The following is a 25,785-nucleotide window of genomic DNA, read 5'->3' as shown; positions in this document are numbered from 1 at the left end:
ACCGGGGCCGCCTCCGCTAGCGCTAGAAGGGCTCCTCTCCCCGCGGGCGTCTCAAAGGAGCAAGCATGCATACTGCCGAAGCCCGTCGATCCGAACCCGCATGGCTGGATCTGCCCACTCTGGGAGCCGAACGAGGCGTGCCTGCCGCGCTTCCCCAGGAGCCGCGCCTGCGGATCGAGCAGCGCCGCGAGCTGGAGGTGCGCCTCGATGACGCTGTCGAGATGCTGCTCGGCTCCGCCCTTGCCCGAGGTGACCGTGGCATCCGGGGGTAATCCGGCACTCGGCACACGACTTCACTGTGAAGCTCGACCCTGCCGTCCCTTACGGGATCCGCCAGGAAGAACAGGCCTGGTAGAGCGCGATGACAGGGAGCGAGGCCAGTCGTTCTCTGACCCCGAATCTGCAACCTGATCGACAGCCCCCTGAACTGAAGGAGATGACCATCCGTGACGCCGCCTGCTGTGGATGTTGAAGAACTGACGTGGACTGACGTTGACCGCAAGGCGGTGGACACGATCCGCGTGCTGGCGGCCGATGCGGTGCAGAAGGTCGGCAACGGGCACCCGGGCACGGCGATGAGCCTGGCGCCGGCGGCGTACCTGCTGTTCCAGAAGCTCATGCGCCACGACCCGGCGGACCCCCGGTGGATCGGCCGGGACCGGTTCATCCTCTCCCCCGGGCACTCCTCCCTGACCCTCTACATCCAGCTGTTCCTGGCCGGGTACGGGCTCGAGGTCGAGGACCTGGCCGCGCTGCGCACCTGGGGCTCGCTCACCCCGGGCCACCCCGAGTACGGGCACACCAAGGGAGTGGAGATCACGACGGGCCCGCTCGGGCAGGGCCTGGCGTCCTCGGTCGGCTTCGCCTACTCGCAGCGCCGCGAGCGGGGCCTGTACGACCCGAAGGCTCCCGAGGGCCAGTCGCCGTTCGACCACACCGTGTGGGTCATCGCCTCCGACGGCGACCTGCAGGAGGGCGTGACCTCCGAGGCCTCCTCGCTCGCCGGGCACCAGGAGCTCGGCAACCTCGTGGTGATCTACGACGAGAACCACATCTCCATCGAGGACGACACCGACGTCGCGTTCACCGAGGACGTCCTCAAGCGCTACGAGGCCTACGGCTGGCACACCCAGCGCGTGGACTGGACCGCCGGCGGCGAATACAAGGAAGACGTCCAGGGCCTCTACCGGGCGCTGCTGGCTGCCAAGGCCGAGACCGGCCGCCCCTCGATCATCTCGCTGCGGACCATCATCGGCTGGCCCTCCCCGACGAAGCAGAACACGGGCAAGATCCACGGCTCGGCCCTGGGCGCCGACGAGGTCGCGGCCCTGAAGCAGGTCCTGGGCTTCGACCCCGAGAAGTCGTTCGACGTCGACCCGGAGGTCCTCGAGCACACCCGCGGCGCCATCGAGCGCGGCCGCGAGGAGCATGCCGCGTGGCAGGAGTCCTTCGACGCCTGGGCCGCCGCCAACCCCGAGGCCGCGAAGCTGCACGAGCGCATCGAGGCCCGCCGCCTGCCCGAGGGCTGGGAGGAGTCCCTCCCCGAGTTCCCCGCGGGCAAGGACGTCTCCACCCGCGCCGCGTCGGGCAAGGTCCTCAACGCCATCGGCCCGGTCCTGCCCGAGCTGTGGGGCGGCTCGGCCGACCTCGCCGAGTCGAACAACACCACGATCGAGGGCTCTCCCTCGTTCATCCCGGCCTCCCGCTCGACCGCCGCCTGGAAGGGCAACCCCTACGGCCGGGTGCTGCACTTCGGCATCCGCGAGCATGCCGCGGCCTCGATCGTCAACGGCATCACCCTGGGCGGGAAGACGCGCGCCTTCTCGGGCACCTTCCTGATCTTCTCCGACTACCAGCGCCCCGCCATCCGCCTCTCGGCGCTCATGGGCATCCCCTCGACCTACGTGTGGACCCACGACTCGATCGGCCTCGGCGAGGACGGCCCGACCCACCAGCCGGTCGAGCAGCTCGCCTCGCTGCGCGCGATCCCGAACCTCGACGTCGTCCGCCCGGGCGACGCGAACGAGGTCGCCGTAGCCTGGAAGACCATCCTCGAGCGCACCTCGAACCCGGCCGGGATCGTCCTGACCCGCCAGAACCTCCCGACCTGGGACCGCGGCGAGGGCGGCTTCGGCTCCGCGGCAGGGGTCGCGAAGGGCGGCTACATCCTCGCCGAGGCCCAGCGCGACGGGGCCGACGTCACCCCGGACGTGATCCTCATCGGCACCGGCTCCGAGGTCCAGCTCGCCGTCGCCGCCCGCGAGGCGCTCGCCGCGGAGGGCATCGCCGCCCGCGTCGTGTCGATGCCCTGCGTCGAGTGGTTCAGGGCGCAGGACCCCGAATACCGCGAGTCCGTCCTGCCCGCGTCCGTGAAGGCCCGCGTCTCCGTCGAGGCCGGCCTCGCCCTCGGCTGGGCCCAGTTCGTCGGCGACGCCGGCCGAAGCATCAGCCTCGAGCACTACGGCGCCTCCGCGGACTACAAGACCCTCTTCACCGAGTTCGGCATCACCTCGGAGGCAGTCACCCTCGCCGCCAAGGATTCAATCGCCGCCGCCCGGTAGGAGGACGGAGCCCAACGGGAGGAGGCCGATGCCCTCTTGCGAGCGCTTCCGCTCATCCCTGGTTCCCAACACTAGGCTTTGCTGATGGAGACCCAGGGGAGCCTCGTGAGCGGAGTCCTCCTGCGCCTCCTGGATGCCGAGGACGCCGGCCCTATGGCTGAGGCCTACTCCGTGAACCGGACGCACCTCGCGCCTTGGGAGCCGGAGCGCCCGGAGGAGCACTACACCGAGGAGGGGCAGAAGCACGCCATCGCCCACAGTCTCGGGGAGCTCGTCCGGGGAACCGAGCTGCCGCTGGTCCTGGTCGAGGACGGCACCATCGTCGGCAGGGCCACCCTCTCCTCGATCGTGCGCGGCGCCTTCCAGAAGGCGCACCTCGGGTACTGGATCGCCGAGCGCGCCCAGGGGCGCGGGATCATGACCGAGGCGGCCGCAGCCGTTGTGGAGATCGCCCGGGACATTTTGGGCTGCACCGCATCGAGGCCGCGACGCTCCCCCGCAACCTGCCCTCTCAGCGGGTGCTGGCCAGGAACGGCTTCCAGTGCTACGGGCTCGCCCGCGACTACCTGAAGATCGCGGGGTCCTGGCAGGACCACCGCATGCACCAACGGATCCTCTGACGCCGGAGGCGGGGCTATCGCCTCAGCCGCACCAGATGTCTCCGGCGCAGAGGCGGGCGATCTGCTCCAGGGCAGTCTCCTCGCTCATCCCTGCTTTCAGCAGTGCCCGGAGCATCCCGTTCTGGCGCCTCCCCAACTGGGGATCCTCCGGGTGCCCGGCCAGCCCCGGCCTGCCGTGTGCGGCGGACCGGGATCCGACGATGATCTCCATTGATTCATCCTCGCTTCCTTGTGTGGACGGCACGTCACCCCTGCTGCCGCGGACCGGTACCAGCTCCGATTGCAGGAGACCTGATCCCGGCCGATGCTCTTGGCGGGGTCGGTCGCGACGCAGGCCGGGGCATCAGGTGCCCCGCTCTGCGTGATGACCGCCACATGAAAGTAGCATCCGGTCTGCCATGTGCCCAGCCCCGGGTGTTCGCCCAACGCGAAGCCCTCCTGCGGCCCGCAGGCGGAGCCCCGGCCGGCCGGTGATGGCCTCAGCTGACGCCAATGCCGGCGCGGAGGACGGCCTTGCGGAGATCGCGGTCCAAGGCGGAGGAGGCCTGGCCCTGGACCGTGCAGGCTGGCCGATCGCGTTCGAGGAAGGCGGCTCCAACATGAACTGGTCGCAGAAGTTGGACAGAAAGATCTAGCTCTGGCTTTTGCGGGACGATCATCCAAAGGAGAGCCCGGGTCCCATACCCAGGGGAATATACGATCAAAAGGGAGTCGCTATTCGTGAGGCCGCCCACCCCGGCAGGGAGTTGGGCACTAGCATTGATGCATGGCTGCCAGCCGCAATCCGCTCGATGACCTGCGCGGAACCCTCAGCTATCTGGCCGATCAGCTCAAGCTGCCCGGTTCGGAGCGTGTCGACGAGCTGGTCGGCGACCTCATCGGTGCCAGGCCCGGGCCGGGCCGGCCGCTGTCCGAGGTGCAGGCCGAGCTCGACGCGCTGGTCGGGCTGGAGACCGTGAAGGAACAGGTGCGGGCCCTGGTCGCACTGCTCCAGGTCCAGGCCCGCCGCAAGGCGCACGGCCTGCCGGAGGTGGCCACATCACAGCATCTGGTGTTCCTCGGAAACCCGGGCACGGGGAAGACCACCGTGGCGCGGCTCCTGGCCGAGATGTACCGCGCGGTCGGCCTGCTGCAGAAAGGCCACTTGGTCGAGGTCGACCGTTCGGGCCTGGTGGGGCAGTACGTCGGTGCGACCGCCATCAAAACGGACCGGGTGGTCCGGCGGGCGCTGGACGGCGTGCTGTTCATCGACGAGGCCTACGCGCTGGCCCCGGAGGACGGTCGGATGGACTTCGGCCCCGAGGCGATCGAGGTCCTGCTCAAGCGGATGGAGGACCACCGCCACCATCTGGTCGTGATCGTGGCCGGGTACCCGCGGCTGATGGAGTCCTTCCTGCTCTCGAACCCCGGACTGCGCTCCCGGTTCGCCCGCGAGATCACGTTCCCCGACTACTCGGTCGACGAGCTCCAGACGATCTTCCACCAAATGCTGGCCCAGCACGAGTACACGCTGGGGCCGGGTGCGGACGAGATGCTGCGCTGCATCTTCACTGGGCTCCACGCGGGAGAGGACTCCGGCAACGCACGATTCGCCCGTACGCTGTTCGAGCAGGCGCTCAACCGCCAGGCGTTGCGGCTCTCCCGCGACGAGGAACAAAGCCTCGAAGCGCTCGACCGCGAGGCCGTCACGACACTCACCGCCGACGACCTCGAGGAGGCCGCGCTGGCCCTGGGCGTGGAGCCGGAACCGGATCCGACCCCGGAGCCGGAGCAGCCACGCGGCTGGCGCCGCTGGCTGGCCTGACCGCATCCGCGGCGGCAGCCAGGCGAATGCCCGCTCCGCCCCCCGGGGCGGGTGAAAGCACAGCTTCTTACGGCCCTAGACACTGGGCAGTTACATCAATAGCCGCCCTCGGCGAAGCCGAACTTGGACGGGTACCGCAGTCCCGAGGAGCGGTGCCGGTGTCGGGGTCGCCTCGGTGCAAATCCACTGGTCGACCTTGGTCGTGACACGTCGCCTAGCCAACCCCATTCCCGATCCATCCCATCAACCGGCGCCCAGGGCGCGGGGCTCGTCGATGAAATCGTCTCAGCCGATCCCCCCTGCCCCCGCACTCGGGGGTGGGTGAAGGTCGACGACCGCGACACACAAGACCCTGTTCGGCAGATGCTGGGCCAATAGCATCCATCGAAGGCTTTCGCGGCGGTTCCATGCGAGGTCTCGAGTCAGCCGCGGGCTGGACTTGTCGGCAGATCGATACCGTGGCGCAAATTTCCGGAGATAAGGTCAGGTTGCCGCGGGCCTCGTCCAGCCCATCGCATGACGCCGGATCTCCCAGAAGGCGAAAACGCGTCAGCGGGGGTCACCCCTCTGACAGAGGCACGTGCCCCGGCGGCTGCCGCTTCCAAATAAAGAATATGGACGGCCTATCTGCCAAAACTTGCAGATAGGCCGTCCATTTCCGGCAGATAGATGCTCAGACTTGCAACTAGACCTCTGCCGCCCTTCACGGGCGCCGGGCTGAGATCACTCTCAGAAGTCCCAGTCCTCATCCTCCGTATTCACGGCCTTGCCGATCACATAGCTCGACCCCGACCCCGAGAAGAAGTCGTGGTTCTCGTCAGCATTCGGTGAAAGAGCCGAGAGGATCGCCGGATTCACATCAGTCACCGAAGACGGGAACATCGCCTCATACCCAAGGTTCATGAGCGCCTTGTTCGCGTTGTAGTGCAGGAACTTCTTGACGTCCTCGGAAAGCCCAACGGGGTCGTAGAGGTCGTGGGTGTACTGGACCTCGTTCTCGTAGAGCTCGAAGAGCAGCTCGAACGTGTAGTCCTTGATTTCCTGGCGCTTCTCCTCGGAGACCTTCTCAAGGCCCTTCTGGAACTTGTAGCCGATGTAGTACCCGTGAACGGCCTCATCCCGAATGATGAGGCGGATGAGGTCCGCGGTGTTCGTGAGCTTCGCCCGCGACGACCAGTACATGGGCAGGTAGAAGCCCGAGTAGAAGAGGAAGCTCTCCAGCAGGGTCGAGGCGACCTTCCGCTTCAGGGGCTCGTCGCCACGGTAGTAGTCCATGACGATGTGGGCCTTGCGCTGGAGGTTCTCGTTCTCGAGGCTCCACCGGAACGCGTCGTCGATCTCCTTCGTCGAGCACAGCGTCGAGAAGATCGACGAGTAGCTCTTCGCATGGACCGACTCCATGAACGCGATGTTCGTGTAGACGGCTTCCTCGTGCGGCGTGACAGCGTCCGGAATGAGCGACACCGCCCCGACGGTCCCCTGAATGGTGTCGAGCAGAGTGAGCCCCGTGAACACGCGCATGGTGAGCTGCTGCTCCTGCGGGGTCAGCGTCGCCCAGGACTGGACGTCATTCGAGAGCGGCACCTTCTCGGGCAGCCAGAAGTTGTTCACGAGGCGGTTCCACACCTCGACGTCCTTGTCGTCCTGGATGCGGTTCCAGTTGATCGCTTGGACGTGGTCGAGGAGCTTGAGCTTCTCGGGGGTCATGGGAGGTCCTTCCGAACGAAGTGGGAGTAAGCAATCACTAGAGCATGCAGCTGACGCAACCCTCCACCTCGGTCCCCTCAAGGGCGAGCTGGCGGATCCGGATGTAGTAGAGCGTCTTGATGCCCTTGCGCCACGCGTAGATCTGCGCCTTGTTCACGTCGCGCGTCGTCGCCGTGTCCTTGAAGAACAGCGTGAGCGAAAGGCCCTGGTCCACGTGCTGCGTAGCGGCGGCGTACGTGTCGATGATCTTCTCGTAGCCGATCTCGTACGCGTCCTGGTAGTACTCCAGGTTGTCGTTCGTCAGGTAGGGCGCCGGGTAGTAAACACGCCCGATCTTGCCTTCCTTGCGGATCTCGATCTTCGACGCCACAGGGTGAATCGACGACGTCGAGTTGTTGATGTAGCTGATCGAGCCCGTCGGCGGGACCGCCTGAAGGTTCTGGTTGTAGATGCCGTGCTTCATGACCGAAGCCTTGAGCTCCCGCCAGTCGTCCTGGGTCGGAATGTGCACCTTGGCATCCGCGAAGAGCTGACGGACCTTGTCTGTCTCCGGCACCCACTCCTGCTCGGTGTACTTGTCGAAGAACTCCCCCGACGCGTACTTCGAGTTTTCAAACCCACCGAACGGAGCCCCGTGCTCCTGCGCGAGCAGGTTCGAGGCCCGCAGCGCGTGGAACAGCACGGTGTAGAAGTAGATGTTCGTGAAGTCGAGGCCCTCTTCGGAGCCGTAGTGCACGCGCTCACGAGCGAGGTACCCGTGCAGGTTCATCTGGCCGAGGCCGATCGCGTGCGACTTCGCATTGCCCTCGGCCACGGAAGGCACCGACTGGATGTAGCTCATGTCCGAAACGGCAGACAGGGCGCGGATCGCGGTCTCGATCGAGAGGCCGAAGTCCCCCGAGTCCATCGTCTTGGCGATGTTCATGGACCCGAGGTTGCAGGAGATGTCCTTGCCCACCTGGGCGTAGGTGAGGTCCTCGTTGTACAACGACGGCGATGAGACCTGGAGGATCTCCGAGCACAGGTTGCTCATGGTCACCTTGCCGGCGACGGGGTTCGCTCGGTTCACCGTGTCCTCGAACATGATGTACGGGTAACCCGACTCGAACTGGATCTCCGCGAGCGTCTGGAAGAATTCGCGCGCGTTGATCTTCGTCTTCTTGATCCGCGAATCGTCGACCATGTCGTAGTACTTCTCGGTTACGGAGACGTCCGAGAACGGCACACCGTAGACCCGCTCGACGTCGTACGGGGAGAACAGGTACATGTCCTCGTTGCGCTTCGCGAGCTCGAACGTGATGTCCGGGATGACGACGCCGAGGGAGAGCGTCTTGATCCGGATCTTCTCGTCCGCGTTCTCGCGCTTCGTGTCGAGGAAGCGGAAGATGTCCGGGTGGTGCGCATGCAGATACACGGCACCGGCGCCCTGACGAGCGCCGAGCTGATTCGCATATGAGAACGAGTCCTCGAGCAGCTTCATGACGGGAATGACGCCAGAGGACTGGTTCTCGATCTGCTTGATCGGTGCGCCGTGCTCGCGGATGTTCGTGAGCGAGAGGGCAACCCCGCCGCCTCGCTTGGAGAGCTGAAGCGCAGAGTTGATGCCGCGGGCAATCGACTCCATGTTGTCCTCGATGCGCAGGAGGAAGCACGAGACGAGTTCGCCGCGCTGCTTCTTCCCCGCATTGAGGAATGTCGGCGTCGCGGGCTGGAAGCGGCCGGCGACGATCTCGTCGACGAGCTGGGTCGCGAGCTTCTCATCGCCGCGCGCGAGGTGGAGCGCCACCATGCAGACGCGGTCCTCGTAGCGCTCGAGGTACCGCTTACCGTCGAAGGTCTTGAGGGTGTACGACGTGTAGAACTTGAAGGCACCGAGGAACGTCTCGAACCGGAACTTCTTCTTGTACGCGCGGCTGAACAGCTCGCGGATGAAGTTCATCGTGTACTGGTCGAGCGTCTCGCGCTCGTAGTAGTCGTGCTTGACGAGGTACTCGAGCTTCTCGTCCAGATCGTGGAAGAACACCGTGTTGGTGTTGACGTGGTCGAGGAAGTACTGGCGCGCTGCATACCGATCGGCTTCGAACTGGATCTTGCCGTCGTCCCCGTACAGATTCAGCATCGCATTGAGCTCGTGGTAGCCCAGGCCCTTGAACTTCGCGGGCAATTCCTTCGAATCCTTGGCCTTAGCGTCCACAGCCGCTAGCGCCGGTTCTGCGACAGTCGTGTCCAAAATGCGTCCAATCCTTCGGTGACCCGGGCGACGTCGTCCGTCGTTCCCATGAGTTCGAATCGGTAGAGGTGGGGCACTTTGCACTTCACGGCGACGATGTCACCGGCTGCGCAGTAGTTGTCCCCGAAATTCGTGTTGCCCGCGCCGATGACCCCCCGGATGAGGGACCGATTCTGCGGATCGTTGAGGAACCTGATGACCTGCTTCGGCACCGAACCCGCGCCCCCGGTCCCGCCATACGTCGGGACGACCAGGACAAACGGCTCCGTCGCGCGGAGCGGCTGGTCGGTCGGGTGGAGCGGGATCCGTTCGGCCTCGAGGCCGAGCTTGCCCACAAAGCGATGGGTGTTGCCGGAGACAGAGGAGAAGTAGATGAGTCGGCTCGAGACGAGGCGGGGCTCGGGCTGCGCGCCCGGCGCGTCAGCGCCTGCCGCGGCCGTGACCAGAGAGGTCACCTCAGCACCCCCTGCAAGAGAAACGGACGACGGCGCGTCAGGCCACCGATGCGGACGGGTCCGCCGTCTGGGCGAGCTCTTCGATCTTGTCGGGACGGAAGCCCGACCAGTGGCCACCATCGGTCACGACAACGGGAGCCTGCATGTAGCCCATGGCCTTGAGGCGCTCGAGCGCGTCAGGGTTCTGGGTCACGTCAACGCTCTGGTAGGCAATGCCCTTCTTGTCCAGTGCACGGTAGGTGGCATTGCACTGCACGCACGCAGGCTTCGTGTAGACCGTGACGTTCATGGTTCCTTCCCTCCTGGAAGACTTGCTGGCTTCGGCCCATTTCTGGGCCCCCCATTTGGCCGGCGGCCTTCCCCAATGGATCGGACTGCCTCGGCGTGACTCGATACTACATGTAGTGGTCGGCGCCGCTGTGAACCCCAAGATGATGTCTTACAAGTATGTCATTCATCACGCGTCGAGTCCACACTTCCTACACAGTTAACGCACCGTCCGAGCCGCGAAATTCCGCCATTCACGTGACCTTGTCCACAGGATGTGGAGCGCTGGATGCACACCCCGAAAAAACTGCGTGTCGCCCAGCGTCGGCGTGTCGCATCCGCGATTCAAGACCGGGTTCCCCGGCGTCCCACGTGCCGTACGCTGAATGCGGGCCCCGTGATCGAGAGAGGAGGCCGCCGTGGTTAACCCCATCCACCTTCAGACCCTCCTCGAGGTGGTGCGGCAGGGCTCCTTCGCCGCCGCAGCCCATCGCCTCGGGTACACAGCCTCCGCGGTCTCCCAGCAGATGGCAGCCCTCGAGCGGGAGACGGGAGTCCAGCTGTTCATCCGCTCGGCCAAGAGCGTCGTGCCAACGGAGGCCGCCGCCGTCATGACCCGGCACGCGACCAAGGTGCTCACTGACATCGACGCGCTCAAGGCGGCGACCGCGCGCGCGGCCGAAGCCGCCGCACGCCAGCTCCGGCTCGGCATCTTCCCCAGTCTCGCTACCTACGTCCTCCCAGGCGTCCTGAGGAACGAACGATGGCGCCACCTCGGCCTAGACCTCCATGTCGCCGTCGCCGAACCCGGCGAAACGATCCGCGGCCTTCTCGCGGGAGGCGAGCTCGACGTCGTCCTCGTCTACCAGGTGGGCCAGAGCGGGCTCGCGTGGCCGCACACGATGGACCGCCAATGGATCGGCGACGATCCATTCTGCGTAGTCCTCCCCGCCTCGTGGGGCATCGCCAACGGAGCGCAGGTCACGGCCGCCCAGCTCGGTGGCATGCCGTGGATAGTCCATCACCCGGGCACTAGCGACGCGGCCGTCATCGACCGTCTCTTCGCGAGCTGCGGGCTCGAACCCCGCGTCGTCGCCTACAGCGACGACTTCAACGCAAGCCTGGGGCTCACCTCTGCGGGTCTCGGAGCCGCCCTCGTCCCAGAGCTCGCCCTCCAGTCGCGGCCGGAAGGCATCGTCGTCGTCGATGTCCCGGAGATCCGGCTCGCGCGCAATATCTTCGCGCTGCGCCCGGGTGGCAGCACGGATCCCCAGACCGGCCTCTTCCTGGATCTCGTCGCAGAGACGCTCAAGTCCCTCCCACCCCGGGGCCCCGGCGCGGCGCGCCGCTGAACGGCCCAGACCGCGCAACCGGCCCTACTCTGGGCACCGTGGCCACTGCTTACATCGGCGTCTCCGGCTGGCGCTACTCAAGCTGGCGCGGCGACTTCTATCCGCACGGCCTCCGCCAGAGGGACGAACTTGCCTACGCAGCGGAACGAATGTCCTCCGTCGAGCTCAACGGCTCCTTCTACTCGCTCCAGCGCCCCTCGTCCTACGAGACCTGGCGCGATGCCACGCCCGAAGGCTTCGTCTTCGCCGTAAAGGGCGGCCGTTTCATCACCCACATGAAGCAGCTGCGTGACGTCGAAACAGCGCTGGCCAACTTCTTCGCTTCGGGAGTGCTCGCGCTCGGGGGCAAGCTCGGCCCGATCCTGTGGCAGCTCCCGGAGCGCATGGCCTTCGACGAGGAAGTCCTCTCGGGGTTCTTCGACCTGGTCCCCCGCTCGGCGTCGTCGGCCGCCGCTCTCGCCCAGCGACACGACGACAAGGTGCCGGAGCAGCGGGCGTTCCTCGATGTTCTCGCCGAGGTGCCGCTGCGCCACGCGCTCGAGCCACGGCACGAGAGCTTCGACACTCCCGCCGCACGGGCCTTCCTCGCGGAGCGGGAAATCTGCACGGTGATCGCGGACAGCGCCGGCCGGTGGCCCGTACTCCATGACGAGACCGCGGACTTCCGCTACGTGCGGCTCCATGGCGAGGCCAGGCTGTACGGCGGCGGCTACACCGAAGCCTCGCTCGACCGGTGGGCCGAGCGGGTGAGGGCTTGGCTCGACGACGGCCTCGACACCTACGTCTACTTCGACAACGACGCCGACGGGCGTGCCCCGCACGATGCCGTGAATCTGCTCGCGCGGCTTGCCTGAGAGGACTATGTTTTTCTCATGGAGACGGCAGTCAGCCGGCATTTCGGGGAAATTGCCCTCACGCCGGTGGGGCAACGGATCATCTCGGGCCTGTACGAGCACGACGGCGTGCCGATCCCGCTGGACCTCAGCATCGGCGAGCACGATCGGATCGACGAGGCGTGCCTCCACAAGGTGGACTACCGGCTGCGCTTCCTCCCCGAACTCATCGACGCGGCTCGCGAACGCATCGTCCTCGACCTCCAGGACGACGATTCCCCGGCCGTCGAATACCGGCACTTCCATTGCCAGAACCTGAGCGACGGAAGGGTCCGGGAGCTTTTCGGGGTCACTTCACAGGACGAGGTCGACGGCGAACGGTTCGTCCAGGCGCTGCGGCTCACCAAGGTCGGGATCTTCCCGGGCCAGCCGGAGCGGTATTTCGTGCTTGGCTTCACCCTCGGCGAGGGCTTCACTGACGAGGTGCTCCTCGCGGCTGCCGACGAGGACGGCGTCGTCGACGACGAAGTCGAGTGGGATTAGCCACCTGGCCACTCGACGCAAAAGAGCTGGCCACTCGTCTTCCGACGAGTGGCCGGCTTTCTACAGACGAGTGGCCAGCTTTCTACAGACGAGTGGTCACTTAGGCCTTCGCGGCGAGCACTCCGCGCGCAGCCTTCGCAGCCTCCACGAGGTTCCGCAGGGAGGCCTCGGTCTCCGCGTAGCCGCGGGTCTTGAGGCCGCAGTCCGGGTTCACCCAGAGCTGGCGCGACGGCACGTGGGCGACCGCCGTCTTGAGCAGCTCCTCGATCTCCTCCTGCGACGGGACGCGCGGCGAGTGGATGTCGTAGACGCCCGGGCCGACGCCGCGGCCGAAGCCGTGCGTCTCGAGGTCGTTGACGACCTCCATCCGGGAGCGAGCGGCCTCGATCGAGGTCACGTCAGCGTCGAGGCCGTCGATCGCGTCGATGATCACGCCGAACTCCGAGTAGCACAGGTGCGTGTGGATCTGGGTCGCATCTGCGGCGCCCGCGGTCGCAAGACGGAACGACTTCACCGACCAGTCGAGGTAGGCCGGCTGGTCTGCGCGGCGGAGCGGGAGCAGCTCGCGCAGCGCCGGCTCGTCGACCTGGATGACCTTGATGCCGGCGGTCTCGAGGTCCGCGATCTCGTCGCGGAGCGCGAGGGCGACCTGGTTGGCGGTCTCCGCGAGAGGCTGGTCATCACGCACGAAGGACCACGCAAGAATGGTCACCGGCCCGGTGAGCATGCCCTTGAGCGGCTTCTCCGTGAGCGACTGCGCATACTCGGCCCACGGCACGGTGATGGGGGCCGGGCGGGAGACGTCGCCCCACAGGATCGATGGGCGCGTGCAGCGCGAGCCGTACGACTGGACCCAGCCGTGGACCGTGACGTCGAAGCCGTCGAGGTTCTCGGCGAAGTACTGGACCATGTCGTTGCGCTCGGGCTCGCCGTGCACGAGCACGTCGAAGCCGAGCTCCTCCTGGAGGTCGATGACGCGCTTGATCTCGTCCTTCATGAGCCGCTCGTACTCGGCCGCGTCGATGGCTCCCTTGTTCAGGCGGGCGCGGGCCCCGCGAACCTCCGAGGTCTGCGGGAACGAGCCGATCGTCGTCGTCGGCAGCGGCGGCAGGTGCAGCTCCGCGTCCTGCGTCGCGGCACGGACTGCGTAGTCGGAGCGGGAGAAGTCCGCCGCGGTCAGCGCAGCCGTGCGCTGCCGCACCTCAGGGCGGCGGACCCCGGGGGCCTGGGCCCGGGAGGCGATGATCCGGGAGGCCTCATCGATGGCGGCACGGGCGGCCTCGGGCTGGCTGAGATAGGTCGCGAGCGTCACAACCTCGCCGACCTTCTGGTCCGCGAACGCGAGCCAGCTGCGGAGGTTGGCGTCGAGCTGGGTCTCCTCCTCGACGTCGTGCGGGACGTGGAAGGCCGACGTCGACGTGCCGACGGCGGTCTGAACGCTGGCGGAGCGCAGTGCGTCGAGCTTCGCCGCGGAAGCGGCAAGGTCGTTCCGCCAGATGTTGTGGCCGTCGACGAGGCCTGCGACGACGGTCTTGCCTGCAAACTCTGCAAGGTCCTCATCCGACGGGACGGCTCCCTTGAAGAGGTCGAGGGCAACGGCCTCGACACCGGTGGCCGCAACGACCGGCGCCTGGGCTCCGAGGGAACCGTACGGGGCGGAGAGGAGGATGCTCGGGCGCCAATCGGCGGAAGCGGGCACACCGGCAAGGGCCGCGTAGGCGCGTTCGACGGCGTCGCTCACCTCGAGCGCGGGGGTGTCGAGGTCCGCGACGAGGGCCGGCTCGTCGAGCTGGACCCACTCGGCGCCGGCGGCGCGGAGGCGGGCGAGCAGCTCGGTGTAGACGGGCAGAACATCCTCGAGGCGCGAGAGCGGGTCGAAGTCCTCGGGAGCACCGTCGGCTGGCTTGCTCAGGAGCAGGAACGTCACCGGGCCCACGAGGTAGGGGCGCGTGACGAAGCCGTGGGACTTTGCGAAGAGGAATTCCTCGACGACGCGCTCGGAGGAGAGCGAGAACTCGGTCTCGGGACCGATTTCCGGCACGAGGTAGTGGTAGTTCGTGTCGAACCACTTGGTCATCTCGAGCGGCTGCTGCTCGGCGTTGCCGCGGGCGAGCGTGAAGTAGGCGTCGAGCCCGAGCCGGCCCTCGCCGTCGTGCAGGGCGCCGAAGCGCGCGGGGACCGCGCCCAGGGCGACGGCAGTGTCGAGAACCTGGTCGTAGAACGAGAACGTGCCGGGGATCGCGGAGCTCTCCTTGAGGCCGAGCTCGGCGAGGCGACGGAGCGTCGCGAGCTGGATGCCCTCAGCGGCAGCCTGGAGCTCGGCAGCGCTGCTCTTGCCAGCCCAGTAGGCCTCGACGGCCTTCTTGAGCTCTCGACGGCGGCCGATGCGCGGGTAGCCGAGGATGGTGGCGGACGGGAACTGTGAGGTCATGGTGAATCCTTCGGTTGGGGTTCGGTCTCAGCGAGCCCGGTGCCGGGCAATGAGGGAGGGCCGGGACGGCCGTGGCAGGTTGAGTCGTGCAAGCACATCGAGCGCGCTCTCGTGCTCGTTGAACGTGTAGAGGTGGAGGCCGGGGGCTCCGGCGCCCAGCGCGGCCTCGGCGAGGGCCACCGTGGCTTCGACGCCGACCTTGCGCGCGAGTGCGGCGTCGTCGCCGACCGAACGGATCCGGTCCACGAGGGCACCGTCGGGCTCGACGCCGCTCAGCTGCGAGAGCTTGAGGATGCGCCGAAGGCTGGTGAGCGGCATGATTCCCGGGATGATGGGGATCGTCACTCCGGCCCGGCGTGCACGATGCACAAGCGACGAGTATTGGCCCGGGTGGAAGAACACCTGCGTGATGGCGAAGTCCGCCCCCGAGCGCTGCTTCGCAAGGAGCACTTCGACATCGTGGGCCTCGCTCGGCGATTCCGGGTGCTTGGTCGGATATGCCGCGACCCCGATCGCGATCTTGCCGGCAGCGAACTGCGCCGAGCGGCGCATCTCGATCCGGCGGATGAGCTCGATCAGGTCCTGGGCGTACTGGAGGCCGCCGTGTGGCAGGACGCCATCCTGCGGCCGGTCCCCTCGCAGGGCGAGGATGCCCCGCACGCCCCGGTCGAGGAGCTCGTTCACAATCGCGCTCAGTTCGGCCGGCGTGCCGCCCACACACGTGAGATGGGCCAGCGGGCGGAGCGTCGTCTCGATCTGGAGCCGGTCCACGAGGTCGAGTGCCTTGGCGTGATTCGACCCGCTCGCCCCGTACGTCACCGAGACATAGTCGGGATCGGTGCGTTCGAGCTCGTGGATGGTCTTCCAGAGCGTGGCCGAAGCGGCATCGCTGCGCGGCGGGAAGAGTTCGTAGGAGAGAGCGACGGGAGGCGCGAGAGCGCTTGAGGAGGGTGCCTCGATGAGTGTGGGTGGTGACATTTGCAGACCTTGGATTCCGATGCGGGCCGACTGGGTCGGCTGTGAAGGGTATTCAGGAACGCAGGACAGCACGGTCCGGGGACACCGCCGCGGCGGGCGTCCCGGAGGGACCGGCTACCTGCGGCAAATGTCAGGCCCTCACGGGGGCACCCACATCCCCAAGGGGGATCGCTGACACGTTGCAGGAGCAACTTGCGTAAAAGCCTACGGAGCCGCCCCGCGCGCTTCAAGCACTCGCGCGTCAGGAAGGCCAAATCGCGCAAATGCTACGAAGAAGACCTTGCGTGACGCACCGTGACGCACGGGCTGGCGGAGGAACCGTCGTCGTCCCTCATGAGCGATCCCCTGCCGGCGTCAGCCTTCGAGGAGCAAGCGTTCGGCGCGCGGGGCGAGCGCCCGCTCGAGGACGAGGCAGGCGGCGCCGATCGCCCCCACGTCCTCGCCGAGGCGCGTCCCGGAGAGGCCCACGCGACGGATGCCACGGGTCGCGAGAAGCTCGTTGACCATATCCGGCAGCACGTCGAGCACGAACTCCGCCACCGCGTCCCAGAACGGGCCGCCGAAGACCATGCGTTCGACGTCCACGATGTTTCCGACGACGGCGGCAGCCCACGCCAGGCTCCGCGCGGCCGCACGCATGATCGGAATGGCTCTCTCGTCGCCTTCCTTGACGAGATCGCACAGCCGCGCGAACGCGGCCTGGAAGTCGCGTGCCGTGGGTTCGGGCGGCAGGACGGGGAGAACGCCGGCAACGACCGCTTCGCTCACGATCACGGCGGGCTCGAGCGAGGTGCCGATGGTCCCGCGCATGCCGCACCCGTCGCTGCACAGCGGCCCGTCCGGGTCGACGATGATGTGCCCGATCTCCCCCGCGTTGCCCGACGCGCCGCGGTAGACCTCGCCGTTGAGGACGAGGCCGCAGCCGAGGCCTGTCCCGAGGTAGAAGAACACGAAGCTGCCTGAGCCACCGGGCCCGCCGGCCCAGATCTCGGCAACGGCCGCGCCTGTGACGTCCTTGTCCACTGTGGTCGGCAGGCCCGTAGCTCGCTGCATCATGTCCCGGAGCGGGACGTCGACCCATCCCCTGAGGAGAGGCGGGCCCACGACCGCGCCGCGCTCGAGGTCCACAGGACCCGGAGCCGCTACGCCGAGGCCGGCGACGAGCTTCCGCTCCACGCCGGAACCCACGAGCAGTTTGTCCACGCACTCGGCGATCGCATCCACGACCTCCTGCGGGTCGTGGCTCTGCGGGGTCACAAACGTGTTCTTCACGACGACGGACCCAACGAGGTCGAGCATGACCACGGTGATGAGGGCAGGGTCGAGGTGGACGCCCATGGCGTACATGCCGCGCGGGTTGAGCCGCAGGATGGTGCGCGGCTTGCCGGGCCCAGTGCCTTCCTTCCCCGCCTCGACAATGAGCTTCTGGTCGAGCAGGCGGCGAGAGATATTCGAAATCGTCTGGGGCGAAAGGCCTACGATCTGGGCGAGTTCGACACGGCTCAGTCCCGCTTCGGAACGGCGAATGGCGTCGAGGATCACCGTCAGGTTGAAGTCTCCCATCCGCGGGAGATTCGTCCCGCGTCGGGGCGCGGGCTGACGTGAGTGCTCCGTCACAGGATCCTTCCCAAGTACTGCGTCATGGCCCCCGTGAGTTAAGTTACCCTGTCAGTCCTCGTGAACGGCTGAACTTTGGCCGTGGAATTGCCGCGTTGCGTTATGAAAATGACAGGCTTCAGGGGCGGCGCAACGATCGGGTCACCGTGAACTTCCCCGATTGCCCCTCGATGCTGGTCCGTCCGACCGAGATGCGGAGCTGACGCCGGTAGTCGAGGTGTGAGTTGTAGACGGTCCACAGCTCGCCGCCCGGGCGCAGGATGCGGGCTGCAGCCTCGATCAGCCGGAGGCCGGCGCCCGCGTGCACGCTGGCGCCGAGGTGGAAGGGCGGGTTGAGGAGGACGACGTCGGCCGAGGCGTCAGGGCGGGAGGCGGCAGCATCGTCGTGCTCCACAGCCACCCGGCCCGCGAGGCCATTCGCCTCCATCGTTGCACGAGCCGAGCGCGCCGCGGCGGCCGACCGATCAGTCGCGACGACGACGGCCTCGGGGTGCGCCAGCGCGTAGGCCGCGGCGAGGGCCCCGGTCCCGCAGCCGAGGTCGACCGCCCCACCCGACGGCATGCGGTCGAGGAATCCGAGGAGGAAGCGCGTGCCGAGATCCAAACGCGACCCGGCGAACGCCGCGCCGTGGGCGCAAAGGGTGAGCCCGACGTCGTCGTGCGTCGCGCAGACCGGGAAGGGCGGGCGCTCCGGCACCGGGCGCGGGACCGACGCCACAAGGAGGCGCGACTTGCGGACCGCGAGTTCGGCCGCGACCACCTCGAAGGAGGCGCCCAGGACCTCGTTCATGGCGAGCGTCATGTGCTTGGTGCGGCCGCCTGCGAGGAGGACGACGTCGGGTGCGGCCCAGCGCGCAACGGCGTCCGCGTATTCCTCGAGTTCAGCCAGCCCGCGGGGCAGCTGCAGGAGGACGAGCCGCGCCCCCGTGAGAAGCCTGCCATCGAGCTCGCACGGAACCTGCAACTCTGAGAGGCCGAGCTCCTCTGCGTTCCGGCTGAGTGCCTCTCGTCCTGTTGCAAGGTCCTGATGCACGCGCACCTCGGTGAAGCCTGCCGCGGCTAAGCGCAGCGCGAGCGCCCCGTAGTTGTCGCCTATGACGGCGATATCACGGCCGGCCAGCCTTCGTTCCGAGGCATCGGCCATGCCTCGCTCTGCCAAGAGCAGATCCGTCGCGTCCCAAGCCTGGAGGTTCGGCGCCTCGACGTCCGGATAGCGGCGCAGCCGCTCGTAGGGGAAGGCGCCTGCGAGGCGGTCGTCGTCGTGCACTCGTTTACTCTAGGCGCGCAGCGACGCCAGGGCCCGCTCAGCCGCGAGGAAGCCGGCCATTCCATGCACTCCCCCGCCAGGCGGGGTGGCCGCCGAGCACAGGAAGACGCCGGGGACCCCAGTCGAGTAGGGGTCCGCCGCGACCCTCGGCCGGAAGACAAGCTGCAGGCCCGAGTTGGCGCCAGCACTGATATCGCCCCCGACATAGTTGGCGTTGTGAGCCTCCGTCGCCGCGACCGAGCGCGCGGACACCGAACGGACGCAGTCACGGAAGCCCGGCGCGAACCGTTCGATTTGGGCGGTCACGGCCTCGGTCGCATCCCCCGGATAGCCGTTCGGAACGTGCGCATACGCCCACACGGGGTGGAGGTTTCCGGCTGACCGGGAGGGGTCCGCGAGATACTGCTGACCGACGAGCACGAAGGGCCGGGCGGGCATGCGCCCACGCACCGTCTCCGCCTCGGCCGCGGCGATCTCCTCGATCGTGCCGCCGACGTGGACCGTCCCGGCGCGCCGGGCCTCCTCGGCTGCCCACGGCACGCCGCCCTCCACGACGTAGTCCACCTTGAAGGCGGCCGGCCCATAGCGGTACCGGCCATAGCTCCGGGCGACGGCGGCAGGGAGCCGTCCGGCCAGGATCGTCGCCGCGGCCGTCGGAGCCACGCACAGGAGCAGGAGGTCAGGCGCGCCGGCGTCCTCCGCGCGGCGCACCCGCTCACCGGTCTCGATCGTGCCGCCGAGTTCCCTCAGCCTTGCCGCGAGCGCGTCGGCGATCGCCTGGCTTCCGCCCTCGGCGACCGGCCAGCCCACGGACTGCGCGGCCGCTGTGAGGACGAGGCCAACTGAGCTCGTGAACGGCAGGCGCAGGTCCGCAAAAGCGTGGGCGGCAACCCCTGCGAACAGCGCACGGGCGGCATCACCGCGCCAGACCTTCGCCAAAGCGGTGGCGGGCAGCGCGGCGAGCGCACCGAACCGCGCGAGGAGCAGCGGATGGCGGGGAATGTGCTGGACGGGACGCAGGATGTCCTCGACGAGCCTGCCGAAACCCCGGGCGACGGCACCCACCGTTGCATCCCAGGCCCGGCCGTCCCTGCCGAGGGCCCGGGCGCTCTGAGCAGCGTCGCGCCATACGGCCGCGGCTCGCCCGCCGTCGAGCGGGTGGGCTAGCTGGATCTCCGGCCATCGCCAGCGCAGGCCGTAGCGCTCGAGCCCGAGGCTCGCGAGGTAGGGCGAGGCGATCCCCATCGGGTGGAAGGCCGAGCATTGGTCGACGACAAGCCTCCCCTCGCCCGCCAGCGCCAGCTCCGTCGTCGAGCGCGTCCCGCCCCCGATGGTTGGCTCCGCCTCGAGGACCCGGACGACGACGCCCGCTTCGGCGAGGCGCACGGCCGCAGCCAGGCCGTTAGGTCCGCTCCCTACGACGACTGCGGTAGTCATGGTCCCATCCTTGCACTGCGGCATCCACGTGCGTGACCCGTAGCGTTCACGCCGTCGCCAACGGCTTCTCAGTGCGCGGCCCTGACGAACTCCGCTGCCTGCGGCGCGAGGGACGCGCCGACGTCGTAGGCGCTGCGCCTGGTGCCCTTGATGCCGAAGGAATGGTCCCCGCCCTCCTGCCACGCGAGCGTCGCCGAAGGCAGCTTCGCGACGACCGCGTCGAGCAGCTCGCGGGTCGCGAGTGTGTCCCGCGTCCCTTGGAGGAAGAGCATCGGCACGTGGAGCCCGTAGAGGTGCTCGTCGCGGAGCTTCTCGGGCTTGCCCGCGGGATGGAGTGGATAGCCGAGGAAGATCAGCCCCGCGGGGTCGATCGCGCCCTCGGCGAGGGCCATCGAGGCCATACGGCCGCCGAAGGATTTGCCGGCAGCCCACAACCGCCCACCGCCAGAGCGGAGTCCTGCCTCCTGCAAGGCGGCCGCCCACACCGGGATGGCCTTCGGAGCGCGGTCGGGCAGCCGCTTCCCCGCCTCCATGTAGGCGAAGTTGAACCTCAGCGTCGCGATCCCGAGACCGGCCAGGGCCTCGGCAAACCCGACCATGAACGGGTGGTCCATCCCGGCACCCGCACCGTGGGCGAGGACGACCGTCGCGTCCGGTGCCTCGGGGCGCAGGTAGACGCCCGAGACGTCGCCCGATGGGGTCGGGATGGTGATCCGCTCGCCCTGTTCGCTCATGCCCCTATCCTGCGGCACGCGCTCCCTCGGGCGTCGCGCCGAGGGCGGCTGTGAATGCGGCGGCGCGGGAGGCGATGTCATCCCATGCCCCGGCTTCGACGGCCGACGGCGGCACCACCGAGGTTCCGCAGCAGACCGCGAGCGCGCCGGCATCGAGATAGGAGCGCGCGTTGGACGCATCGATCCCGCCCGAAGGAAGGAGCTTTACTCCGGGGTAGGGGCCCTGGAGGTCCTTGAGGAATCCGGGGCCGACTTGGCGTGCGGGGAAGATCTTGACGACGTCGGAGCCGAGGTCCAGCGCTTCGGCCACCTCCGAGGGGGTCATCGCCCCGAGGCACACTGGAATGCCGGCATCGACGGCGACTTGGGCCACAGCGGGGCGGATGCCGGGGGTGACGAGGAACTGGGCGCCCGCGTCGATGGCGGCCCGGGCTTGGTCCCCCGTGAGCACGGTACCGACTCCGATCACCGCACCGTGCTGCCCCGCCGTCTCGACTGCGCGGCGCACGTGGGTGACGACATCGGGCGTCGTGAAGGTGAGTTCGAGGGCGCGCACGCCGCCCGAGGCGAGGGCGCCAGCCAGGCCTGCGGCGTCGGGGATCGACTTGGCTCGGACGACGGCGAGCGTGCGATCCTCGGCGAGCAAGGCGATGAGTTCTTCGGCGGTCATGGGCGCGTTCCTCTCGGAGCATCAAGGCGACCGGCATTGCGTATTTTGCAATGCAGGTTGCACACTTTCTGTGTCCCTGTCTAGCATTGCGGAAAAACCGCCGTCAACCGCGCGGCTATTCCAAGGGCTTGCGCCCTTCCACGAGGAGCTCTGAAATCCACATGCCGACAGCCGTGTGCCTGGGCGAAACCATGGCGATGCTGACCCCTGAGTCCGGAGTGGCCCTTGACGGCGCTGCGACCCTTCACGTCGGGATCGGCGGAGCGGAGTCCAACGTGGCCGTGGGGTTTGCGAGCATGGGTCTGGACGCCCACTGGGTGAGCCGCGTCGGGCGAGACGGCTTCGGTGATCGCATCCTCGCCGAACTCGCGTCCCACGGCGTGGGCCTGTCCGGCGTCGAGATCGACCCCTCCCGTCCGACTGGCCTCTACGTCAAGCTCCCGAGGACCGAGACGGCGCCGGCCTCCGTCCTCTACTACCGTCGAGGATCGGCCGCCTCCGCCATGAGCCCGGCGCTCCTCGACGAGCCGCACGTGGCAGCGCTCCTCGGCAAAGCCTCGCTCATCCACGTGAGTGGCATCACCGCAGCCTTGTCGGAGGACTCCCTTGCATTCCTCGAGGCGGTCCTGCAGCGCCCGCGCAACGGGTGCAAGGTGAGCTTCGACGTCAACTGGCGCCCCACCCTTTGGGAGGGACGCGATCGGAGCGTACTGCGCAGCCTCGCGAATCAGGCTGACATCGTGCTGGTGGGCAAGGACGAGGCAGAGCACGCGCTCGGGACCGGGGACGTGTCCGAGATTCGTGCACTCCTTCCCGATCCGGAGACCGTCATCGTCAAGAATGAGGCAACGAGCGCTATCGCGCTCGGCCGGAACGGCGAGCGCTGCGAGGTCTCCTCGCTCACGGTCGACGTCGTCGAACCCGTGGGCGCGGGAGACGCCTTCGCCGCGGGTTACCTGAGCGGGGTCATTTTGGGGCTCGATCAGAAGGAGAGCCTTCGCCGTGGGCATGTCGCCGCTGCCTGCACTCTTGTCGTCCCGGGAGACCTCGGCCCGTTGCCTGCGCCCGCGGTCCTCGACAGGATCCTCGCCTGCACGGACGAGGCCTGGGCGGCGGCTTCGGTGTCCCGGGACGGTTTCTCGCTCGATGGCGACGCCTTCGAGGTCGAGGCCCGGCTCCCGTGAGCCAGAGCCTCCTTCGGGCCCTCGACCTACTCGACGAGCTCGCTGCCGGGCCCGCCAGCCTCGAACAGCTCGCTTCGCGCGCCACCGTCCACAAGACGACGATCATGCGGCTGCTCCACGACCTCGAGGAGAAGCGATTCGTGGTGCGCGACGACGAGCAGCGCTACCGTCTGGGCCGGAAGCTGTTCGAGCTCTCATCACTCGCACTCGAGCAGCGTGGACTCCGCGCCGTTGCCCATCCCCATCTCGTGCGCCTTAACGAGGCGACTGGGCACACCGTCCATCTCGCCGCATTCGAGGGGCCCGATGTGACCTATATAGAGAAGCTCGAATCCCGCCACCCCGTGCGCATGTACTCCCGCATCGGGCTGACCGCCGCCCTTCACGCAGCCGCCGTCGCCAAGGTGCTGCTCGCCGACCTTCCGCACGAACGGCGCGCGAGCATCGCCGCGGGGATCGACTACACGCGGTTCACGGATCGGACGATCACCGAGCCCTCGACCCTGCTCGCCGAACTGGACCGTGTGGCTGCTCAGGGCTGGGCGCTCGACGCTTCAGAACACGAGGAATTCGTGCACTGCATCGCCGCGCCCATCCACGACGCATCCGGCCGGGTCGTCGCTGCCGCTTCGTGCTCGGTTCCAGTCGTCCTTCTCGATCCGGCAGGCTTGCTCGGGCTCCTCCCCGACCTCGTCGCGTGTACGGACGCCATCTCGGACGATTTGGGCTGGGTGAGGAGCGGGAGCCGGGCAGGCTGAATCCAAAGATTGCGCAAGCCTACTGCAATGATGCCGCGAATCCGTGTCGGCATGTGATTGGATACGTCCAACTGGAGTTTTCTGCTTTTTCCGAACCAGGCACGTTATCCCCTTTGGGATTTGTTATTCGGCTCGGAAATCAACAGATGGGGAGAAGAAACGCCGCCATGAACAAGGGACGCCGCCTGAGGGCCGCCAGCGTTACTGCGTCAGCCGCTGCCTTGACCGCCGCGATTGCCGCCCCTGCGGCCGCCGCCGGGGACACCTACACCGTACGCTCGGGCGACACTCTCAGCGGTATCGCCTCCCGAACAGGGGTGCCGCTCAATACCCTCTTCCAGCTCAATGGCCTCGGCTGGAGCTCGATCATCTACCCAGGCCAACAGATCCGGCTGGGCGACGGCAGCGGGAGTGGAACCCCCGCAGGATCGGGCGCCGCACCCACGGCTGCGGCCACCGCCCCTCAGACGTACACGGTCAAGAGGGGCGACACCCTCTGGGGGATCTCGCGGCAGAGCGGTGTATCCCTCAGCGACCTCTACCGCCTCAATGGGCTCGGCGCGACGTCCACTATCTTCCCAGGCCAGCGCATCGTGCTGCGCGCGGCGCCTGCCGAACCCCCGACGGCTGGCCAGCCGTCGTCGTCGGCCGCCCCCGCGCCATCGAACGTCAAGGCCGCGGTCGCGCCCCAGCCCGCGTGGTCCTCTTCGATGTGGAACGAAACCACCGCACGCCAGAAGACCATGTACGGCGTTCAGGAGAAGACCGGCATTCCGCTCGGAACGCTCATATCGAAGGGCGGCGGCAACACCGCCTCAGGCACGGAGAGTGTCGCCCAGATCCAGTCGATGGTGCGTCAGGTCGCCAGCAGCATGGGTGTGCCGACGGCGCTCGCCCTCGCGATCGCCGAGCAGGAGTCAGGGTTCAGGCAGAATGTGACGTCGTCCGTCGGTGCGATCGGCGTCATGCAGATCATGCCTGCGAACGCGAGCTGGCTCTCGAGCCTCTCCGGGCGCACTCTCGACCTGAGGAACACCACCGACAACATCACAGCCGGAGTCGCCATGCTCCGCTGGCTCCTCAAGAACGCCGCGAGCCAGGACATCGCGATCGCCGGCTATTACCAGGGCCTCTACGGAGTCCAGGCTTACGGGATGTACCCGGACACGAAGGCGTACGTCGCGCAGGTCAAGGCCCGTATGGCGAAGTACTCCTGACGGTCCATCCTCGTCGCACTGCGTGCACCCGATCCCGGGCCCTCCGGGACTATTTCGCGGCCTGCCCCGCCATCTCGAGTTCGCTCTCCCTACGCTGCCGCGCCTGAAGGTAGCCGACGGACACGACGATGAGGACGGCAAGGACGGCAGCGACGGGACCGTCGCCCCACCCGAGGCCGCCCGTGTCCTGGCCTTTCCCGGTCCAGTCAGCGAACGAGGCCCCCAGCGGCCGGGTGAGGACGTACGAGATCCAGAACGCGGTGATGCTGTTGAGCCAGCCGGCCCGCCACGCAACGCCTGGCGCCACGAAGAGCACGGCGAAGACGAGGCCCGCGGCCAAGAATCCGAGGTGCGCCGTGTATGCAAGCAGGTCGCCGGCTGCCGTTCCGAGCGCGAAGGCCGCTGACACCGCCGCCCAGTAGAAGACCTCACGTCGCGTCGTCGTGATGCTGTGGATCGAAAGCGTGCCTTCAACCCGGTGCCACAGCCAGAAGATGACGACGAGCGCCGCAGCGAACACGGCCGAGGAGAGCCAGTACGGCACGCCGATCACGACGTGGAGGACGTCGGCAGCCATCGTCCCGAAGACCGCGACCATGACGATCGCGAGCCAGTAGACCCACGGGACGTAGCGGCGGAACCAGAACTGCAGTGCGAGGGCGCCCACGAAAAGGAGCGTGCAGCACACGACTGCGATATAGGGGTTGAAGTCGTTCACGAGATAATCCGAGGTCGACTCCCCCAGGGCCGTCGTCAGGAGTTTGATGACCCAGAAGAGGGCCGTCACCTCAGGGACTTTCCGGAAGATCACTCGCTCAGCGACCACGCCAATTACCTCTCGTACGAAGAATGCTCACGCAGACCTTAGAGGAGGAACTTGGGAGCGGGCTTGGAACGGCGGCCCGCTCGACCTCGTCGGTGCTCAGAATCTTCGGTGCTCAGAATCTTCGGTGCTCAGAACATTGGGCGCGAAGGGTGGCGGGACGGCAGGACTCGAAGCTAGCGTGGTCCACGCCCGCCGCCCGCAGGAATTGACATGCGTCGGCGCGCCCGGACCGTATATCGGGCAGAGCACCGTGCGCGCCGGCTTGCGCGATTCCAGCGGCGCAATTCGAGTGGC

At 67.6% G+C, this 25,785-nt stretch carries 24 protein-coding genes; 11 read left to right on the top strand and 13 right to left on the bottom strand.

All coding sequences use genetic code 11. The features are described 5' to 3' along the window. The first annotated feature begins 65 nt into the window (after positions 1–65). The 3 genes from L0M17_RS08695 to L0M17_RS08685 all read left to right on the top strand — a co-directional run bounded on the left by L0M17_RS08695 (position 66) and on the right by L0M17_RS08685 (position 3,131). Positions 66–272, top strand: coding sequence for a hypothetical protein (locus L0M17_RS08695; RefSeq protein WP_241053550.1), 207 nt, complete (start codon positions 66–68; stop codon positions 270–272). 174 nt (positions 273–446) lie between these two features. Continuing rightward, positions 447–2,561 carry a transketolase gene (gene tkt / locus L0M17_RS08690; protein WP_372498006.1) on the top strand — a complete coding sequence of 705 codons (2,115 nt, stop codon included), beginning with the start codon at positions 447–449 and terminating at the stop codon, positions 2,559–2,561. Positions 2,562–2,645: 84 nt separating this feature from the next. Then, on the top strand, positions 2,646–3,131 hold the full coding sequence (locus L0M17_RS08685; protein ID WP_308196843.1) for a GNAT family N-acetyltransferase: 486 nt from the start codon (positions 2,646–2,648) through the stop codon (positions 3,129–3,131). Between the two features lie 72 nt (positions 3,132–3,203). Here the strand turns inward: L0M17_RS08685 and L0M17_RS08680 are convergent, their stop codons facing one another. Further along, positions 3,204–3,392, bottom strand: coding sequence for a hypothetical protein (locus tag L0M17_RS08680; RefSeq protein WP_241053549.1), 189 nt, complete (start codon positions 3,390–3,392; stop codon positions 3,204–3,206). A gap of 262 nt (positions 3,393–3,654) precedes the next feature. Here L0M17_RS08680 and L0M17_RS08675 point away from each other — a divergent pair, with 262 nt between their 5' ends. Then, positions 3,655–3,816, top strand: a complete 162-nt coding sequence (locus L0M17_RS08675; protein ID WP_241053548.1) for a hypothetical protein — start codon at positions 3,655–3,657, stop codon at positions 3,814–3,816. A gap of 131 nt (positions 3,817–3,947) precedes the next feature. Next, positions 3,948–4,985, top strand: coding sequence for an AAA family ATPase (locus tag L0M17_RS08670; protein ID WP_241053547.1), 1,038 nt, complete (start codon positions 3,948–3,950; stop codon positions 4,983–4,985). A gap of 729 nt (positions 4,986–5,714) precedes the next feature. Here the strand turns inward: L0M17_RS08670 and nrdF are convergent. The 4 genes from nrdF to nrdH form a co-directional block, all read right to left on the bottom strand. Next, the gene (gene nrdF / locus L0M17_RS08665; protein ID WP_241053546.1) at positions 5,715–6,692 is read right to left on the bottom strand and encodes a class 1b ribonucleoside-diphosphate reductase subunit beta; all 978 of its coding nucleotides are present in this window, start codon (positions 6,690–6,692) and stop codon (positions 5,715–5,717) included. Between the two features lie 37 nt (positions 6,693–6,729). Continuing rightward, positions 6,730–8,856 carry a class 1b ribonucleoside-diphosphate reductase subunit alpha gene (gene nrdE / locus L0M17_RS08660; RefSeq protein ID WP_255732630.1) on the bottom strand — a complete coding sequence of 709 codons (2,127 nt, stop codon included), beginning with the start codon at positions 8,854–8,856 and terminating at the stop codon, positions 6,730–6,732. Positions 8,857–8,891: 35 nt separating this feature from the next. After that, a complete protein-coding gene (gene nrdI, locus L0M17_RS08655) occupies positions 8,892–9,296 on the bottom strand; it encodes a class Ib ribonucleoside-diphosphate reductase assembly flavoprotein NrdI (protein ID WP_241056375.1) in 405 nt (134 codons plus the stop codon). A gap of 118 nt (positions 9,297–9,414) precedes the next feature. Further along, positions 9,415–9,666, bottom strand: a complete 252-nt coding sequence (gene nrdH / locus L0M17_RS08650; protein WP_241053543.1) for a glutaredoxin-like protein NrdH — start codon at positions 9,664–9,666, stop codon at positions 9,415–9,417. A 397-nt stretch (positions 9,667–10,063) separates the two neighbouring features. Here nrdH and L0M17_RS08645 point away from each other — a divergent pair, with 397 nt between their 5' ends. Genes L0M17_RS08645 through L0M17_RS08635 form a run of 3 tightly spaced genes read left to right on the top strand, consistent with a single transcriptional unit; the run spans position 10,064 to position 12,372 of the window. Further along, on the top strand, positions 10,064–10,996 hold the full coding sequence (locus L0M17_RS08645) for a LysR family transcriptional regulator (RefSeq protein WP_241053541.1): 933 nt from the start codon (positions 10,064–10,066) through the stop codon (positions 10,994–10,996). A gap of 38 nt (positions 10,997–11,034) precedes the next feature. Then, complete coding sequence (locus tag L0M17_RS08640; RefSeq protein WP_241053540.1) at positions 11,035–11,850, top strand: DUF72 domain-containing protein; 816 nt, start codon at positions 11,035–11,037, stop codon at positions 11,848–11,850. Between the two features lie 18 nt (positions 11,851–11,868). After that, positions 11,869–12,372, top strand: coding sequence for a DUF2004 domain-containing protein (locus L0M17_RS08635; protein WP_241053539.1), 504 nt, complete (start codon positions 11,869–11,871; stop codon positions 12,370–12,372). A 100-nt stretch (positions 12,373–12,472) separates the two neighbouring features. On the opposite strand, the gene metE is transcribed toward L0M17_RS08635, so the two are convergent. The 7 genes from metE to L0M17_RS08600 form a co-directional block, all read right to left on the bottom strand. After that, complete coding sequence (gene metE, locus L0M17_RS08630) at positions 12,473–14,803, bottom strand: 5-methyltetrahydropteroyltriglutamate--homocysteine S-methyltransferase (RefSeq protein WP_241053538.1); 2,331 nt, start codon at positions 14,801–14,803, stop codon at positions 12,473–12,475. A gap of 27 nt (positions 14,804–14,830) precedes the next feature. Continuing rightward, positions 14,831–15,781, bottom strand: a complete 951-nt coding sequence (locus L0M17_RS08625) for a methylenetetrahydrofolate reductase (RefSeq protein WP_241053537.1) — start codon at positions 15,779–15,781, stop codon at positions 14,831–14,833. 354 nt (positions 15,782–16,135) lie between these two features. Further along, positions 16,136–17,344 carry an ROK family transcriptional regulator gene (locus L0M17_RS08620; protein ID WP_255732626.1) on the bottom strand — a complete coding sequence of 403 codons (1,209 nt, stop codon included), beginning with the start codon at positions 17,342–17,344 and terminating at the stop codon, positions 16,136–16,138. Between the two features lie 172 nt (positions 17,345–17,516). After that, a complete protein-coding gene (locus L0M17_RS08615) occupies positions 17,517–18,665 on the bottom strand; it encodes a class I SAM-dependent methyltransferase (RefSeq protein ID WP_241053534.1) in 1,149 nt (382 codons plus the stop codon). 9 nt (positions 18,666–18,674) lie between these two features. Further along, entirely contained in the window at positions 18,675–20,102 is a 1,428-nt protein-coding gene (locus L0M17_RS08610; protein ID WP_241053533.1) for a phytoene desaturase family protein, read from the bottom strand. 68 nt (positions 20,103–20,170) lie between these two features. Further along, positions 20,171–20,836 (bottom strand): alpha/beta hydrolase family protein, encoded by a 666-nt coding sequence (locus L0M17_RS08605; protein WP_241053532.1) that lies wholly within the window; start codon positions 20,834–20,836, stop codon positions 20,171–20,173. Positions 20,837–20,840: 4 nt separating this feature from the next. Beyond that, positions 20,841–21,506, bottom strand: a complete 666-nt coding sequence (locus tag L0M17_RS08600; protein ID WP_241053531.1) for a bifunctional 4-hydroxy-2-oxoglutarate aldolase/2-dehydro-3-deoxy-phosphogluconate aldolase — start codon at positions 21,504–21,506, stop codon at positions 20,841–20,843. A gap of 161 nt (positions 21,507–21,667) precedes the next feature. Here L0M17_RS08600 and L0M17_RS08595 point away from each other — a divergent pair, with 161 nt between their 5' ends. From L0M17_RS08595 to L0M17_RS08585, 3 genes are all read left to right on the top strand, one after another. Further along, positions 21,668–22,690: a sugar kinase gene (locus L0M17_RS08595; protein ID WP_241053530.1), complete on the top strand. Its 1,023-nt coding sequence runs from the start codon at positions 21,668–21,670 to the stop codon at positions 22,688–22,690. Continuing rightward, entirely contained in the window at positions 22,687–23,448 is a 762-nt protein-coding gene (locus L0M17_RS08590; protein WP_241053528.1) for an IclR family transcriptional regulator, read from the top strand. Before L0M17_RS08595 ends, L0M17_RS08590 begins: the two co-directional genes overlap by 4 nt. A gap of 167 nt (positions 23,449–23,615) precedes the next feature. Next, positions 23,616–24,665 (top strand): lytic transglycosylase, encoded by a 1,050-nt coding sequence (locus L0M17_RS08585; protein ID WP_241053527.1) that lies wholly within the window; start codon positions 23,616–23,618, stop codon positions 24,663–24,665. 49 nt (positions 24,666–24,714) lie between these two features. On the opposite strand, the gene L0M17_RS22685 is transcribed toward L0M17_RS08585, so the two are convergent. Continuing rightward, positions 24,715–25,491 (bottom strand): COG4705 family protein, encoded by a 777-nt coding sequence (locus tag L0M17_RS22685; RefSeq protein WP_241053526.1) that lies wholly within the window; start codon positions 25,489–25,491, stop codon positions 24,715–24,717. Positions 25,492–25,785: the final 294 nt, after the last annotated feature.

Origin of the sequence: Sinomonas terrae (assembly GCF_022539255.1) — a bacterium.
GTDB lineage: Bacteria > Actinomycetota > Actinomycetes > Actinomycetales > Micrococcaceae > Sinomonas > Sinomonas terrae.
The sequence above is the reverse complement of the archived record's forward strand: the minus strand, read 5'-3'. Positions and strand labels throughout refer to the sequence as shown.

Bases quoted from the DNA above. Each gene is read 5' to 3' on its own strand.
- L0M17_RS08680 (WP_241053549.1), bottom strand. From the start codon at position 3,392: ATGGAGATCATCGTCGGATCCCGGTCCGCCGCACACGGCAGGCCGGGG.
- L0M17_RS08685 (WP_308196843.1), top strand. From the start codon at position 2,646: ATGGAGACCCAGGGGAGCCTCGTGAGCGGAGTCCTCCTGCGCCTCCTG.
- L0M17_RS08695 (WP_241053550.1), top strand. From the start codon at position 66: ATGCATACTGCCGAAGCCCGTCGATCCGAACCCGCATGGCTGGATCTG.
- L0M17_RS08635 (WP_241053539.1), top strand. From the start codon at position 11,869: ATGGAGACGGCAGTCAGCCGGCATTTCGGGGAAATTGCCCTCACGCCG.
- L0M17_RS08670 (WP_241053547.1), top strand. From the start codon at position 3,948: ATGGCTGCCAGCCGCAATCCGCTCGATGACCTGCGCGGAACCCTCAGC.
- L0M17_RS08675 (WP_241053548.1), top strand. From the start codon at position 3,655: ATGGCCTCAGCTGACGCCAATGCCGGCGCGGAGGACGGCCTTGCGGAG.
- nrdF (WP_241053546.1), bottom strand. From the start codon at position 6,692: ATGACCCCCGAGAAGCTCAAGCTCCTCGACCACGTCCAAGCGATCAAC.
- metE (WP_241053538.1), bottom strand. From the start codon at position 14,803: ATGACCTCACAGTTCCCGTCCGCCACCATCCTCGGCTACCCGCGCATC.
- L0M17_RS08625 (WP_241053537.1), bottom strand. From the start codon at position 15,781: ATGTCACCACCCACACTCATCGAGGCACCCTCCTCAAGCGCTCTCGCG.
- L0M17_RS08595 (WP_241053530.1), top strand. From the start codon at position 21,668: ATGCCGACAGCCGTGTGCCTGGGCGAAACCATGGCGATGCTGACCCCT.
- L0M17_RS08610 (WP_241053533.1), bottom strand. From the start codon at position 20,102: ATGACTACCGCAGTCGTCGTAGGGAGCGGACCTAACGGCCTGGCTGCG.
- L0M17_RS08620 (WP_255732626.1), bottom strand. From the start codon at position 17,344: ATGGGAGACTTCAACCTGACGGTGATCCTCGACGCCATTCGCCGTTCC.
- L0M17_RS08585 (WP_241053527.1), top strand. From the start codon at position 23,616: ATGAACAAGGGACGCCGCCTGAGGGCCGCCAGCGTTACTGCGTCAGCC.
- nrdH (WP_241053543.1), bottom strand. From the start codon at position 9,666: ATGAACGTCACGGTCTACACGAAGCCTGCGTGCGTGCAGTGCAATGCC.
- L0M17_RS08605 (WP_241053532.1), bottom strand. From the start codon at position 20,836: ATGAGCGAACAGGGCGAGCGGATCACCATCCCGACCCCATCGGGCGAC.
- L0M17_RS08600 (WP_241053531.1), bottom strand. From the start codon at position 21,506: ATGACCGCCGAAGAACTCATCGCCTTGCTCGCCGAGGATCGCACGCTC.